The sequence below is a fragment of the Mycobacterium sp. URHD0025 genome (genome assembly GCF_000426065.1).
Taxonomy (GTDB): Bacteria; Actinomycetota; Actinomycetes; order Mycobacteriales; family Mycobacteriaceae; genus Mycobacterium.
This window is the reverse complement of record NZ_AUEQ01000015.1, coordinates 61935-75319: the sequence shown is the minus strand read 5'-3', so window position 1 is coordinate 75319 and position 13385 is coordinate 61935. Positions and strand designations below refer to the sequence as shown.

Here is a 13385-nt window from a genome sequence, read left to right as displayed (position 1 = left end):
CCGCCGTGGATGCGCACGGTCGGGCATGATGACCGGGTGCCCGCCTGGCTGACCCGCAATGTCCGGGTGCTGTCGGCGGTGTCCTTCCTCCAGGACACCGCAAGCGAACTTCTCTATCCGCTGCTGCCCATCTATTTGACGGCGGTGCTGGGTGCGCCGCCTGCCGTGGTGGGCGCCGTGGAGGGCGCGGCCGAGGGTGCCGCGGCGATGACCAAGCTGGCCGCGGGGCCGCTCGGCGACCGATTCGCCAAACGTCCTTTGATCGCCACCGGCTACGGCATGGCGGCGCTGGGAAAGGTCATGGTCGCCGCCGCGGGTGCATGGTCCGGTGTGCTCGCGGGACGCGTCGTGGACCGCCTGGGCAAGGGCATCAGGGGAGCGCCACGTGACGCCCTGCTGGTCGCCGACGTCGACGCCACCGCCCGCGGTCGGGTATTCGGATTCCACCGGGCCATGGACACTTTCGGCGCGGTCGTGGGTCCGCTGTTGGGTCTGGTCGGCTACGAACTGCTCGACCATCAGATCGCGCCACTGCTGTGGGTGGCGGTGGTCCCTGCGGTGCTCAGTGTGGCGCTGGTGTTCCTGGTCTCGGAAAAGGGCAGAGGAAAGCGTTCCGAAAAAACCCAGCCGGTGTTCTCCCGCATGCGCGACCTGCCCGGGGGGTACTGGCGCGTGACGGCCGTGCTGGTGGCGTTCGGCCTGGTGAATTTCCCGGATGCCCTGTTGTTGTTGCGGCTCAACGACATCGGCTTCTCGGTCGTCGAGGTGATCTTGGCCTATGTCACCTACAACGCCGTCTACGCCCTCTCCAGCTTCCCGGCCGGGCTGCTCGCCGACCGGATCGGTCGGCTACCGGTGTTCGGAATCGGTCTGGTGTTCTTCGCGATCGGCTACGCCGGGCTCGGGCTGACCACTGATCCGCTGTTGGCCTGGTTGCTGATCGGGTCCTACGGATTGTTCACGGGCTGCACCGACGGGGTCGGCAAGGCCTGGGTGTCCTCGCTGGTCGGCTCCGGCCTGCAGGGGAGCGCGCAAGGAGTCTTCCAGGGGCTCAGCGGCTTTGCCATGTTGGGCGCCGGGGTGTGGGCCGGGCTGCTCTGGACCGCTGTTCCAGGTCAGCCCGGCCAACTGCCGCTGTTGATCTCGGGGATCGGCGGGGCGGTGTTCGCGATCGGTTTGCTCGGCCGCGCGGCGCTCACCCGGCGGCGCTGACCTCCACCTCGTCGAGTTCGAACGGTGGTTCGCCGACGCCGGCGATCGAGTGCGTGCCCTGCGAGGTGCGCTCGGTGATGCGGGCGGCGACCGTACGGGTTCCGATGCTCAGCCGTACGGGCCCGGCCGCCACGGTGCTCGGTGCGTCGAGAATGGTTCCACGCCAATGGTATTGACCATCGATCGGATCCAGATGACCGGCCAGCCGCACGTGAACCCGCCGATCGCCTTCACCGTTGTCCAGGATGGCGAACCCGTCGTACACCTCTTCGGTGACCCCTTCTCCGGAACTCTCGGCAGGCGTGGCAGCTGTGGTGAGGGGCAGCGGTGCCGTCGCCGGGAGGAATCCGGAGCGCCGCCACATGCGGCGTCCGATGCGGCCCATCAGCCCGACCTCTTCCAGGAAGGCGGCCAGCGGTGCGAAGCCGGAGATCTGTACCTCGCGACGGTGGGCGCTGGCGCGGGCCATCCGGCGCGCGGCCCGGGCATCCAGGCCGACGCGCGCGTACTGCACCTTGTTGGTGAACAGGTAGCGGAAGAAGAAACCGCCGACACCGTTGAGATTGGCCACCCATGCGCGTTTGTACCAACGCATCGACGGAGTGCGCTGGCGCAGGCCGTCACGTGCGAACTGGATGTGGCGGGCCTCCTCGGTGACGTGGATCCGCATCAGGCGCTGCACCATGGGCTGCAGTTCGGGGTCGTCCATCATCTGCCGCTGAAGCGAGTCGAAGATCTCTTCACCGATCAGCGCGGCCACCCACAGCGCCGAGCCGCGGAAGAAGAACGGCAGCGAGTTGATGATCATGCGTTGGTACAGCCGCGGCCGCACCGGTTTCGCGCCGATCTTGTCGATGGCCTTGCCGAACATCACCATGTGGCGGGTCTCGTCGCCGAGTTCGGTGAGCTCGTAGTGCGTGGAATTCGAGGTCGGGTCCTGGTGCATCATCTTGCGCAGCAGTGCCTGGTTGAGGATGTTCTCGAACCAGATGCCCGCCGAGAGGGTGTTGGCCAGCTCCTCGCGTGACAGCTCGATCTGCTCTTCGCGGGACATGCTGTCCCACAACGGAGTTCCGTACAGGGACACGATCGTCGGCGGCAGGAAGAACTTGTCCGGATCGATCGGCGCCTGCCAGTCGATGTCCACCACGGGTGCATACGACTTGCGAACCGAACCCTTGAGCAGGCGCTCGGAGAACGCGTCCCGCCGCGCAGCGTTGGCCGAGCCTTCGCCGGGTCTGACCGAAGTTGTCACCGTTGACTGTCCCTTCGTTTGTGGTCCCCCTCACTCCGACGTTATGTACCGACAATGCGTGATGTCAATACCCCGGGTACCGGATACTTGGGGTACCCGGTTTCGATTCGGATAACCTTCGACTGTGCGTCGCATCCATGTCATCGGAATCGGAGCCGGTGACCCGGACTTCGTCACGGCCCAGGCCATTTCCGCGCTCAACGACACGCAGGTGTTCTTCGCGATGGACAAGGGGCCCCGCAGAGGCTCAGCTGACGATCTCGTCGCCGTGCGCAAGCAGATCTGCGACCGTTTTATCACCGAACCTGGCTACCGCTTCGTCGAATTGGTCGATCCGCCACGCGCAGCGGCCGGCGACGTGCCGGGCTACCGCCAGGTCGTGGCGGACTGGCACGCCGAGCGGGCCCGGATCTGGGCGGCGGCCATCGAGACCGAACTCGGACCCGATGGCACCGGGGCATTTCTGGCCTGGGGTGATCCGTCGCTGTACGACAGCACGCTGCGGATCCTGGAGATGGTCGGGGAGCACGTCGACTTCGAGTACGACGTCATTCCGGGCATCACCGCGATCCAGGTGCTGACCGCGCGTCACCGCATCCCGCTCAACGACGTCGGCGAACCGGTGCTCATCACGACCGGACGCCAGCTGCGCGAGCACGGGCTGACCGGAAGCGCCGTGGTGATGCTCGACGCCGACTGCTCGTTCCAGCAGTGCCCGCCGCAGACCCGGATCTGGTGGGGTGCCTATCTGGGCACCCCCGATGAGTTGCTCTACGCGGGCACGGTCGGCGAGATCGGCGACGAAATCGTCGCCGCGCGTGCCGAAGCCAGGACCCGCCACGGCTGGATCATGGACACGTACCTGCTGCGCTCGGCAGACTAGACCGCCATGAGCTCATTTCTCCTGCGCGCCGCGATAACCGGATTCGCGCTCTGGGTCGTCACTCTCGTCGTGCCGGGGATCTACTTCATCGGCGGTGACACGACCATTGCCAGGGTCGGCATCATCTTCGTCGTCGCGGTGATCTTCGGTCTGGTCAACGCGTTCATCAAGCCGATCGTGCAGATTCTGTCGATCCCGCTCTACATCCTGACGCTCGGTCTGATCCACATCGTCATCAATGCGCTGATGCTGTGGATCACGTCGTGGATCACCGACAACACCACGGGTTGGGGTCTGCACATCGACCAGTTCTGGTGGACCGCCATCTGGGCGGCCATCGTGCTGTCCCTGGTGAGCTGGCTACTGTCGTTCGTCAAGGCTCTCGCGTAGGGCCAACGCCTGCTCGCTGAGCGCGGCCGCGGTATCGGCGGCCGCCTCCGCGCCGGCCTCGGTGTCACGATCACGCTCGGCGCCCCAACAGGCGGCCAGCGTCCGGTAGGCGAGTTGTTCGGTGGCCACGACCGTCGGCCACATGCGTTCGGCCCCAAGCCGTTGCACGGCTGAACCGCCGACGCTCGCGTCGTAGGCCGGCAGCAGCTCCATGGCGCGCAACTGCAGATCGCGCCGATGGGTCCGGGCTGCCGGTGAGGTGGCGTCGTCGGCCGCCAGGTGGGGCAGGGTGGTGGTGACCGCCTCCAGCGTGGCGGTGATCGCATGGCGCAGGCCGGTCGGGTGGCGCAGACGTTGGGTCGCCCAGTACACCGCAAGGGCCACCGCACAGCCGATCAGGGTGTCGCTGCCGCGGGTGAGCAGCAGCTCGCCGAGATTCTCGACGGGTTGACCACCGGAGGCGATGGTGAGCGCGGCGGGCGTGATGAACACGACGGCGAGGGTGTAGTTGCGCACCACGTACATCTCGATGACGAACTGCAACGCCCCGATCACCACTACCAGCCACAGGCCCTGCGGGTGCAGCGCGAGGATTCCGCCCGCCACGCCGAGGCCCAGCCAGGTGCCCAGCGTCCGCTCGACGCCGCGGGCCACCGTGCGTTGCCAGTCGAAGCCTTGGTGCAGCATGAGCACCGCGGCGGCCATCGCCCAGTACGCATGCGACATCGTCAGGGCCTGCGAGATCAGAACGGCGATGACGCCCGAGATCGCGACCGCGACGCCCACCCGCACCGCCAGCTGCAGTGACACCGAGCCGGGCGTCACCGCCCTGCGCAGTAGTTGCAGCGCGCTCGGCCGACCGAGCGGAATCCCTTCGGCGCCATGCTCATCGGTGACGGCGTCGGCCGGCACGGTGGCCAGGTGCCGTGCCAGGGCCGCGCTGTCGGGTGCCGGCCGATCACCCTTGTCCGCGGCCCGCATGGCCTCGGCGAACAGCCCGTGCAGGCGGCGGTTGACGACCCGCAGCCGGTACAGCGCCTGGTCTGGTTTGGGTTGTACCGGTTGATAGTTGACCAGGGTCACCCACGCGGTGTGCAGGAGAAGCGCGGCCCGGTGTCGCGCCGCGGCCTGCTCGCCTGGGTCGCCACCGATGTGGTCGATGTAGGCCGCGACGGCCGCGGCCGCCGCGGCGACCGCTGCTTTCTCCGGTCCGCGCGGTCTGATCAGCGCGCCGGACATGTGCACCAGCCAGGCGAACGCGCCGCCGGCCAGGACGAGCGCGGCGTGATGGCCCGGGCTCAGATGCAGTGTCGCCGGGGTGCCGGTACCGGCTGCGCACGCCAGCACCAGCATGTAGGCCCCCGGTGGTCCGATGCTCAGGGCATGGCAGACCAGCGTGGCCACCGCGGCGATCATCGTCACGGTCAGCACGCCCAGCCACGGCGTGGACGACGCCCAGTCCCCGAGTGCCACCGCGGCGGCGAAGCACACCACGACCACCGCCAGGTATCCACCGCGATTGAGGTAGGGCCGGCCGCTGCCGTAGAGCGAGGTGAATCCGCCGATCGTGGCGATCAGGCCCGCGGTGGTGTCGCCGGCCAGCCAGCCCACCAGAACGGGTACCGCCATGCAGATTCCGGCGCGCAACGCGAACGGCCAGCGGCGCGGCACGCTGTTGATCACGAAGATGTTGCGCATCGGGTTGGTCGCTCTCGGAGCAGGCCGGTCGGACATGTCTACAGCATGCTCGGCGTTTCGCTGACACACTGGAGCCATGCCTGAACTGCCCGAAGTGGAGGCGCTGGCCGATCACCTACGCCGGAATGCGACGGGCCGGGTGGTCACCCGGATCGATGTCGCCGCGTTGTCGGTCCTGAAGACGTTCGATCCGCCGGCGACGGCGTTGCACGGTCAGACGGTCACCGGCGCCAATCGTTGGGGTAAGTACCTCGGTCTCGAGGTGGACGCCGGGTCGGGGCCTCTCTACCTCATCACGCACCTGTCCCGGGCGGGTTGGCTGCGCTGGTCGGACAAGCTGGCGACGACGCCGCTCAAGCCGGGCAAGGGACCGATCGCGTTGCGTGTGCATCTGGGCGAGGGGGTCGGCTTCGATCTGACCGAGGCCGGAACCCAGAAACGGTTGGCGGTGTGGGTGGTCGCCGATCCGCTCGACGTGCCGCAGATCGCCTCGCTGGGACCCGATGCGCTGTCGCTGGATTCGGCCGGTCTGGCGGGTGTGCTGGCCGGGCAGAGCGGGCGGATCAAGACGGTGATCACCGATCAGAAGGTGATCGCAGGCATCGGCAACGCCTACAGCGACGAGATCTTGCACGTGGCGAAGTTGTCGCCGTTCGCGACTGCGGGCAAGCTCACCGATGCGCAACTCGCCGCGCTGCACGACGCGATGATCTCGGTGCTCACCGACGCGGTGACGCGTTCGGTGGGCCAGCAGGCCGCGACGCTCAAGGGGGAGAAGCGATCCGGTCTGCGCGTGCATGCCCGCACCGGACTGCCGTGCCCGGTGTGCGGGGATACCGTGCGGGAGGTGTCTTTCGCCGACAAGTCGTTCCAGTACTGCCCGACGTGTCAGACCGGCGGCAAGGTGCTGGCCGACCGGCGGATGTCCAAGCTGCTCAAGTAACGGCCGCTTTTCTGACAGTTGTCTAACTCGGTTATCCTGCTGCGATGACCCGTCAGAAGATCCTCATCACCGGTGCCAGTTCTGGTCTCGGCGCGGGCATGGCCCGTCAATTCGCGGCCAAGGGCCGTGATCTGGCCTTGTGTGCCCGCCGCACCGAGCGGCTCGACGAGCTCAAGGCAGAGCTGGCCGATCGGCATCCCTACATCAAGGTCGCGGTGGCCGCACTGGACGTCAACGACCACGAGGCCGTGCCGCGGGTGTTCGGTGAATTGTCCGAGGAACTCGGCGGCATCGACCGGGTGATCGTCAATGCCGGCATCGGTAAGGGCTGGCCGCTCGGTGAGGGCAAGCCGTGGGCCAACAAGGCCACCATCGAAACCAATTTGATCGCCGGTCTGGTACAGATCGAGACGGCGCTGGAGATGTTCAAGAAGTCCGGAAGCGGTCACCTGGTGCTGATCTCGTCGGTGCTCGGCAATACCGGTGTGCCGGGCGGCAAGGCCGCGTACTGCGCTTCGAAGGCAGGGATGACGTCTCTGGGCGAGTCGCTACGCGCCGAGTACGACAAGGGCCCGATCCGGGTGACTGTGATCGAACCGGGCTACATCGAGTCGGAGATGACCGCCAGGTCGGCGACCACCATGCTGATGGTCGACAACGAGACGGGCGTGCGCGCGATGGTCGAGGCCATCGAAAAGGAGAAGGGCCGGGCCGTGGTGCCGCGCTGGCCGTGGGCGCCGCTGACCCAGGTGCTGCGGTTGCTGCCGCCGAAGTACACCAAGCGCTTCGCCTAGTCACAGATGTCACACCCGTCCCAAATTCCAGGGTGGGTGGCGATGTGCCCGGCTGTTAGCGACTTTTCAGCGACAATCGCCACCTGAGTAACACCAGTATCGGTAGGCACATTGTCGCTGCGCGTTTTCGCCGCTCCAGCACTGCTGGTCCCATCAGCCTCATCTGTCCAACGCCCGGCTATCAGCGACACCGTCGCTGGCAGTCGGGCAACCTGAAATCTGTTGCTGAAGAGGCTGAAGTCAACTGAAGTGATATGAGTGCTGATCGGGCCTGGGTTCAGAGTGGCCCAGGGTGCTGATGGGGCGATTGTCGCTGAAAAGTCGCTAACAGGCGGGCAGATCGACCATCTGTTCAGCCGCCCGACACGCCGAGCCCGAGAAGCGCTCCTGCGTGGTGTGTCGGCAGTGGTGATCGGCGTCGTGTTCGGCACCAAGGGCGCCACTGCATTCGCCACTACATTCGCCGTGGCGTTCGCCACCCGAGTGGGGCACCGGGTTTCGGCTCGGGGCGAACCTGGGTAGACCACCGTCATGACATCAAAACTGATCGCCTCGATGTTCTTTGCAAGCGCTGCGGCCGGCGCGGTCGCATTCGCCCCTCTTGCGGCGGCTGACCCACCACCGCCGCCCCCGTGTATGAACGCTGACGGCACGTCCTGCGCCGATATGGGCACTGCCGGTCCCGGCGGCGCCAGCGGCCACATCCCGGGTGGCCCGGGTGGTACCGCGGGCCCGGGTGGCGCCAGTGGCGCGATTCCCGGTGGGCCCGGCGGCGCGGCCGGACCGGAAGGCGCTACGGGCGAGATTCCGGGTGGCCCGGGTGGTACCGCCGGCCCGGGTGGCGCCAGCGGTGCGATTCCCGGCGGCCCCGGAGGTACGGCCGGTCCCGGCGGTGCCAGCGGGTGCATCCCGAATGTGGGCTGCGCGACGATCCCCGGACCGTAAGTAGTGCCTCAGGCCGAGCGTCCGCGTTCGACCCGGTACCGGCGCACCAGGGCATCGGTCGATGAGTCCGACTGCTTGCCCGGTGCCTCCGGTTCGGTGATCACCGGTAGCAGCGCCTTGGCCTGCGTCTTGCCCAGCTCGACGCCCCATTGATCGAAGGAGTCGATCCCCCACACCACTCCCTCGGTGAACACCTGGTGTTCGTAGAGGGCGATGAGCTGGCCCACCACCGACGGCGTCAACCTGGTTGCCAGGATTGACGTCGTCGGTCGGTTTCCGGGCATCACCTTGTGCGGCACCACCGCAGCCGGAGTGCCTTCTGAGGCAATGGCTTCCGCAGTCTTGCCGAAAGCCAGCACCTGGGTCTGCGCGAAGAAGTTGCTCATCAGCAGGTCGTGCATGCTGCCCGTGCCGTCGGCCGTGGGCAGGTCATCGGTGGGTTCGGAGAAGCCGATGAAGTCGGCCGGCACCAGCCGGGTGCCCTGGTGCAGCAATTGGTAGAAGGCGTGCTGACCGTTGGTTCCCGGTTCACCCCAGAAGATCTCGCCGGTCTCGGTGGTGACAGCACTGCCGTCCGCGCGCACCGATTTGCCGTTGGACTCCATGGTCAGCTGCTGGAGATAAGCCGCGAACCGGGACAGATCGTTGGAGTAGGGCAGCACCGCACGCGATTGGGCGCCAAAGAAATTGGAGTACCACAGCCCGATCAGCCCGAGCAGGGCCGGAGCGTTCTCGGCAAGGGGTGCGGTGCGGAAATGCTCGTCGACCAGATGGAATCCGGCCAGGAATTCGGCGAACCGCTCGCGGCCGATCACCGCCATCACCGACAACCCGATCGCGGAGTCCACCGAGTACCGGCCACCGACCCAGTCCCAGAAACCGAACATGTTGTCCGTGTCGATGCCGAACTGGTCGACGAGTTTCGCGTTGGTCGACACCGCCACGAAATGCTTGGCCACCGCGGCCTCGCCGAGCGAGTCCACCAGCCAGCGGCGCGCGGCCGTGGCATTCGTCAGCGTCTCGAGGGTCGAGAACGTCTTGGACGCCACGATGAAAAGCGTTGTGGCCGGGTCCAGGTCGGCCAACGTGGCAACCAGGTCGGCGGGGTCGACGTTGGACACGAAGCGGGCGGAGATGCCGGCGTCGGCGTAATGGCGCAGCGCGTCGTAGACCATCACCGGTCCGAGGTCGGAACCACCGATGCCGATGTTGACGACGGTCTTGATGCGCTCGCCCGTGGCGCCGGCCCACTCACCGCTGCGCAGGCGGTCGGTGAACTCGCCCATGCGGTCGAGCACCTCGTGGACGTCGGCCACCACGTTCTGGCCGTCGACGGTCAACGACGCGTCGGCAGGCAATCGCAGCGCGGTGTGAAGCACCGCGCGGTCCTCCGAGGTGTTGATGTGTTCCCCGGCGAACATCGCATCGCGCCGGGCTTCCAGGCCGGCGGCGCGGGCCAGATCGGCCAGCAATTCCAGGGTCCGGCGCGTGACGCGGTGCTTGCTGTAGTCGATGTAGAGGTCACCGACGGTCAGCGCGAGTTCGGTGCCGCGGTTCGGATCTTCCGCGAACAGCTCGGTCAGATGGACTTCGCGAATCTCGTCGTAGTGCTTCGACAATGCCTGCCATGCGGGGGTTGCGGTGATGTCAGCACTCATTCCTGCGACCTTAGTGCGGCGCTCGATTCAAGGGTGTACATGATTGATGTATGGCCATTGAAGACTTGATTTCATCCGTGCCCACGGGTCTCTGGATCGGTGGTGAGGAACGCCAGGCCGCGTCGACGTTCAATGTGCTCGACCCCAGCGACGATCAGGTGTTGGCCACGGTGGCCGACGCGACCGCCGCCGATGCCGTTGCCGCATTGGACGCCGCATGTGCGGTGCAGGCCGAGTGGGCGGCGACGGCTCCACGCAAACGCGGCGAGATTCTCCGTTCGGTGTTCGAGAAGATCACCGAACGGGCCGACGACATCGCCGCCCTGATGACCCTGGAGATGGGCAAGGTGCTCGCCGAGAGCAAGGGCGAGGTCACCTACGGCGCCGAGTTCTTCCGCTGGTTCTCCGAGGAGGCGGTGCGCATCGCCGGCCGCTTCACACCGGCACCGGCCGGCACCGGGCGCATCCTGGTCACCAAGCAGGCCGTCGGCCCCTGTTACGCCATCACGCCGTGGAACTTCCCACTGGCGATGGGTACCCGCAAGATGGGTCCGGCGTTCGCCGCGGGCTGCACCATGATCGTCAAACCCGCGCAGGAAACCCCGCTGACCATGCTGCTGCTCGCCAAGCTGATGGATGAGGCCGGCCTGCCGAAGGGCGTCCTGTCGGTGCTGCCGACCAGCAACCCGGGCGGGGTCACTTCCGCGCTGGTCGACGACGGCCGGCTGCGCAAGCTGACCTTCACCGGCTCGACCGGTGTGGGCAAGGCGCTGGTGAAGCAATCCGCCGACAAGCTGCTCCGCACGTCGATGGAACTGGGCGGCAACGCCCCCTTCATCGTGTTCGACGACGCCGATGTCGACGCGGCCGTCGACGGCGCGATCCTGGCGAAGATGCGCAACGGTGGTGAGGCCTGCACGGCGGCGAATCGCTTCCACGTGGCCAACGCCGTGCGGGAGGAGTTCACCGACAAACTCGTCAAGCGGATGAGCGAGTTCACCCTCGGCAAGGGCATCGACCCCGCGTCCACGTTGGGCCCTCTGATCAACTCCAAGCAGGTCTCCACCGTCACCGAACTGGTCTCCGACGCGGTGTCCAAAGGCGCGACCGTCGCGGTCGGCGGCGTCGCACCCGGCGGGCCGGGCAACTTCTACCCGGCCACGGTGCTGGCCGATGTTCCCGCCGATGCCCGCATCCTCAAAGAGGAGATCTTCGGTCCGGTCGCCCCGATCATCGGCTTCGACACCGAGGACGAGGGTGTGGCCGCCGCCAACAACACCGAATACGGCTTGGCTGCTTACGTTTACACGCAGTCGCTGGATCGCGCGTTGCGGGTGGCCGAGGGCATCCAATCCGGCATGGTCGGCATCAACCGCGGTGTCATCTCGGATGCGGCCGCGCCGTTCGGCGGTATCAAGGAATCCGGCTTCGGCCGGGAAGGCGGCACCGAGGGCATCGAGGAATACCTCGACACCAAGTACATCGCCCTGACGAAATAGCCCTGGCTCGAGAAGTCCCCCGACACGCCGGTGTCGGGGGACTTCGACGTCTGCCCGGCGACGATAGTCTTGGCGTTCAACGCAAGACGGGAGGGCATGACGTGACTGCGGCGCCAGTCCGTGCTGCCAGCCGGCGTCGGCGTGCTTCCGTCCGGCGTGACATCCCTGCACTCGACGGCATCCGTGCCGTCGCCGTGGCTCTCGTGCTCGCCGGCCACGGCGGAGTGCCGGGTGTGGCCGGCGGGTTCATCGGCGTAGATGTCTTCTTCGTGCTCAGCGGATTCCTGATCACCTCACTGCTGCTCGACGAATACCGGCGCACCGAGCGCATCGACCTCAAGGCGTTCTGGGTCCGCCGGGCCAAGCGCCTGCTGCCCGCCATGGTGCTGATGACCTTGGCCGTCGTGATCGCCCGCCCGCTGTTCCCGTCGGATGCGGTGACGTCGCTTCGCGACGATGCGGTCGCGGCGTTCTTCTGGATGGCCAACTGGGTTTTCGTGGCTTCCGATACCGACTACTTCAGCCAGGGCGCTCCGCCGTCGCCGTTGCAGCACACCTGGTCGCTGGCGGTGGAGGAGCAGTACTACGTCATCTGGCCACTGCTGGTGCTGGCCGCCGCGCTGCTGGTGCGCCGCCGCTCGACCGGCGCGGTGCGGGTGGTCGTTTTCGCGCTGGCGGTGCTCGGCGTGGTCGGCTCGGCCGCGGCGTCGATCTGGCTGTCCGGCGATCCCGCCGAGCTCAATCGCGTGTACTTCGGCACCGACACCCGCGCCCAGGCGCTGTTGATCGGTGCGGCGGCCGCGGCGCTGCTGGTGCGCGACTGGTCAGCGCTGACCGTGTCGGGCACGTTGATCCGGGCCCGTTGGCGGCGCTGGGTCGCCTGGATCCTGCCGGTGATCGGAGTCGCTGTGCTGGCGCTGGCGGCGCACCTGGCGACCGGCAGCGCCGACGAGTTCCACCACGGTCTGCTGATCGCGGTGGCGCTGGGCGCGGTGCTCGTCGTCGCGCCCGTCGCGCTGGATCAGGACGGTTACGTCGCCCGGGCCCTGGCCTGGTACCCGCTGGTCACCCTCGGTGTCATCTCCTACGGGGTCTACCTGTGGCACTGGCCGATCTTCCAGATCCTCAACGGCGAACGCACGGGCCTTGAGGGTTGGTCGCTGCTGGCGCTGCGGTGCGCCGTGACCGTCGCGGTGTCGTGGGTGTCGTGGTGGGCGATCGAGCAGCCGGTCCGGCACTGGCGCCCGCAGCATGTCCCGATGCTGCGGTTGTCCGCGGCTACCGTGGCCACCGCTGCGGTGGTGACGATGGCGGTCGTCCCGGTAGGCGTTCCGACCCGGCCCCCGGGTCCGGATGTGATGGCCGCCGCGGCATCCGAGCAGGACGTCGGTGCCGAGCGAGCCGTCCCGGTGGGACCGCCCCCGGTGCTGGCTCCCGGCACCCGGACCGTCGCGGTGTTCGGTGACTCGGTGGCCTGGACGCTGATGCGCTACCTGCCCGCCACGCCCGGATTTCACTTCAGCGACTACACGACCATCGGCTGCGGCATCGCGCGTGGCGGTCCGTACCGGTCGGCCGGCGAGACGTTGAACCAGAAGCCCGAGTGCGATTCCTGGCCGGAGCGCTGGGCGCAGCGGATCGCCCATGACCGCCCCGACACCGTGCTGCTGATGATCGGGCGCTGGGAAGCCGTGGACCGGATGTGGCGCGGGCGGTGGACGCACATCGGCAACGAGTCCTACGACGCTTATCTCAAGGGTGAGCTGGCGCGCGCGCTGGACATCCTCAGCTCGACCGGGGCGCGCGTGGTGATGACCACGGCGCCGTACAACCGGCGCGGTGAGCGGTCGGACGGCACGCTGTATCCCGAGGATCAGCCGGGCCGGGTGCAGGCCTGGAACACCATGCTGCGGACCGTGGCCGGGCAACGGCCGAACGTGTCAGTGCTGGATTTCAACGCCAAGCTGAACCCGGACGGCAAGTACACCGCGAAGATCAACGGGGTCCGGATGCGCAGCGACGGCGTGCACCCGACGTCCGAGGCGGTGCAGTGGCTGACCCCGTGGCTGCTCGATTCGCTCAAGCAGCCGGCGAGGCCCACGGGCTGA

The 13385-nt window shown here is 67.4% G+C and carries 11 protein-coding genes and 1 pseudogene; 9 read left to right on the top strand and 3 right to left on the bottom strand.

Annotated features, from left to right (window positions below; translation table 11 throughout):
• Positions 1 to 9: 9 nt before the first annotated feature.
• Positions 10 to 1212: an MFS transporter gene (locus H977_RS0123420; protein ID WP_029110147.1), complete on the top strand. Its 1203-nt coding sequence runs from the start codon at positions 10 to 12 to the stop codon at positions 1210 to 1212.
• Here H977_RS0123420 and H977_RS0123415 read toward each other — a convergent pair.
• Entirely contained in the window at positions 1196 to 2467 is a 1272-nt protein-coding gene (locus H977_RS0123415; RefSeq protein WP_029110146.1) for a diiron oxygenase, read from the bottom strand. The genes H977_RS0123420 and H977_RS0123415 overlap by 17 nt on opposite strands.
• Positions 2468 to 2591: 124 nt before the next feature.
• Here H977_RS0123415 and cobF point away from each other — a divergent pair, with 124 nt between their 5' ends.
• Together cobF and H977_RS0123405 are read left to right on the top strand one after the other, a co-directional pair.
• Positions 2592 to 3350, top strand: a complete 759-nt coding sequence (gene cobF, locus H977_RS0123410; protein ID WP_029110145.1) for a precorrin-6A synthase (deacetylating) — start codon at positions 2592 to 2594, stop codon at positions 3348 to 3350.
• Between the two features lie 6 nt (positions 3351 to 3356).
• Complete coding sequence (locus tag H977_RS0123405) at positions 3357 to 3740, top strand: phage holin family protein (protein WP_029110144.1); 384 nt, start codon at positions 3357 to 3359, stop codon at positions 3738 to 3740.
• On the opposite strand, the gene H977_RS0123400 is transcribed toward H977_RS0123405, so the two are convergent.
• Positions 3711 to 5474, bottom strand: a complete 1764-nt coding sequence (locus H977_RS0123400; protein WP_029110143.1) for an FUSC family protein — start codon at positions 5472 to 5474, stop codon at positions 3711 to 3713. The two genes, H977_RS0123405 and H977_RS0123400, sit on opposite strands and share 30 nt — an antisense overlap.
• A 40-nt stretch (positions 5475 to 5514) precedes the next feature.
• Between H977_RS0123400 and H977_RS35900 the strand changes: the two are divergent.
• From H977_RS35900 to H977_RS34960, 4 genes and pseudogenes are all read left to right on the top strand, one after another.
• Positions 5515 to 5769, top strand: a pseudogene (locus H977_RS35900) (DNA-formamidopyrimidine glycosylase family protein); the annotation flags it as partial.
• Between the two features lie 144 nt (positions 5770 to 5913).
• Complete coding sequence (locus H977_RS35895) at positions 5914 to 6381, top strand: zinc finger domain-containing protein (RefSeq protein ID WP_231396052.1); 468 nt, start codon at positions 5914 to 5916, stop codon at positions 6379 to 6381.
• Between the two features lie 44 nt (positions 6382 to 6425).
• A complete protein-coding gene (locus tag H977_RS0123390; RefSeq protein WP_029110141.1) occupies positions 6426 to 7175 on the top strand; it encodes an SDR family oxidoreductase in 750 nt (249 codons plus the stop codon).
• A gap of 531 nt (positions 7176 to 7706) precedes the next feature.
• Entirely contained in the window at positions 7707 to 8120 is a 414-nt protein-coding gene (locus H977_RS34960) for a hypothetical protein (RefSeq protein WP_231396050.1), read from the top strand.
• 8 nt (positions 8121 to 8128) lie between these two features.
• On the opposite strand, the gene pgi is transcribed toward H977_RS34960, so the two are convergent.
• Positions 8129 to 9778 carry a glucose-6-phosphate isomerase gene (pgi, locus tag H977_RS0123380; protein ID WP_029110139.1) on the bottom strand — a complete coding sequence of 550 codons (1650 nt, stop codon included), beginning with the start codon at positions 9776 to 9778 and terminating at the stop codon, positions 8129 to 8131.
• 50 nt (positions 9779 to 9828) lie between these two features.
• Between pgi and H977_RS0123375 the strand changes: the two genes are divergently transcribed.
• A complete protein-coding gene (locus tag H977_RS0123375; protein ID WP_029110138.1) occupies positions 9829 to 11277 on the top strand; it encodes an NAD-dependent succinate-semialdehyde dehydrogenase in 1449 nt (482 codons plus the stop codon).
• A gap of 101 nt (positions 11278 to 11378) precedes the next feature.
• Positions 11379 to 13385 (top strand): SGNH/GDSL hydrolase family protein, encoded by a 2007-nt coding sequence (locus tag H977_RS0123370; protein WP_029110137.1) that lies wholly within the window; start codon positions 11379 to 11381, stop codon positions 13383 to 13385.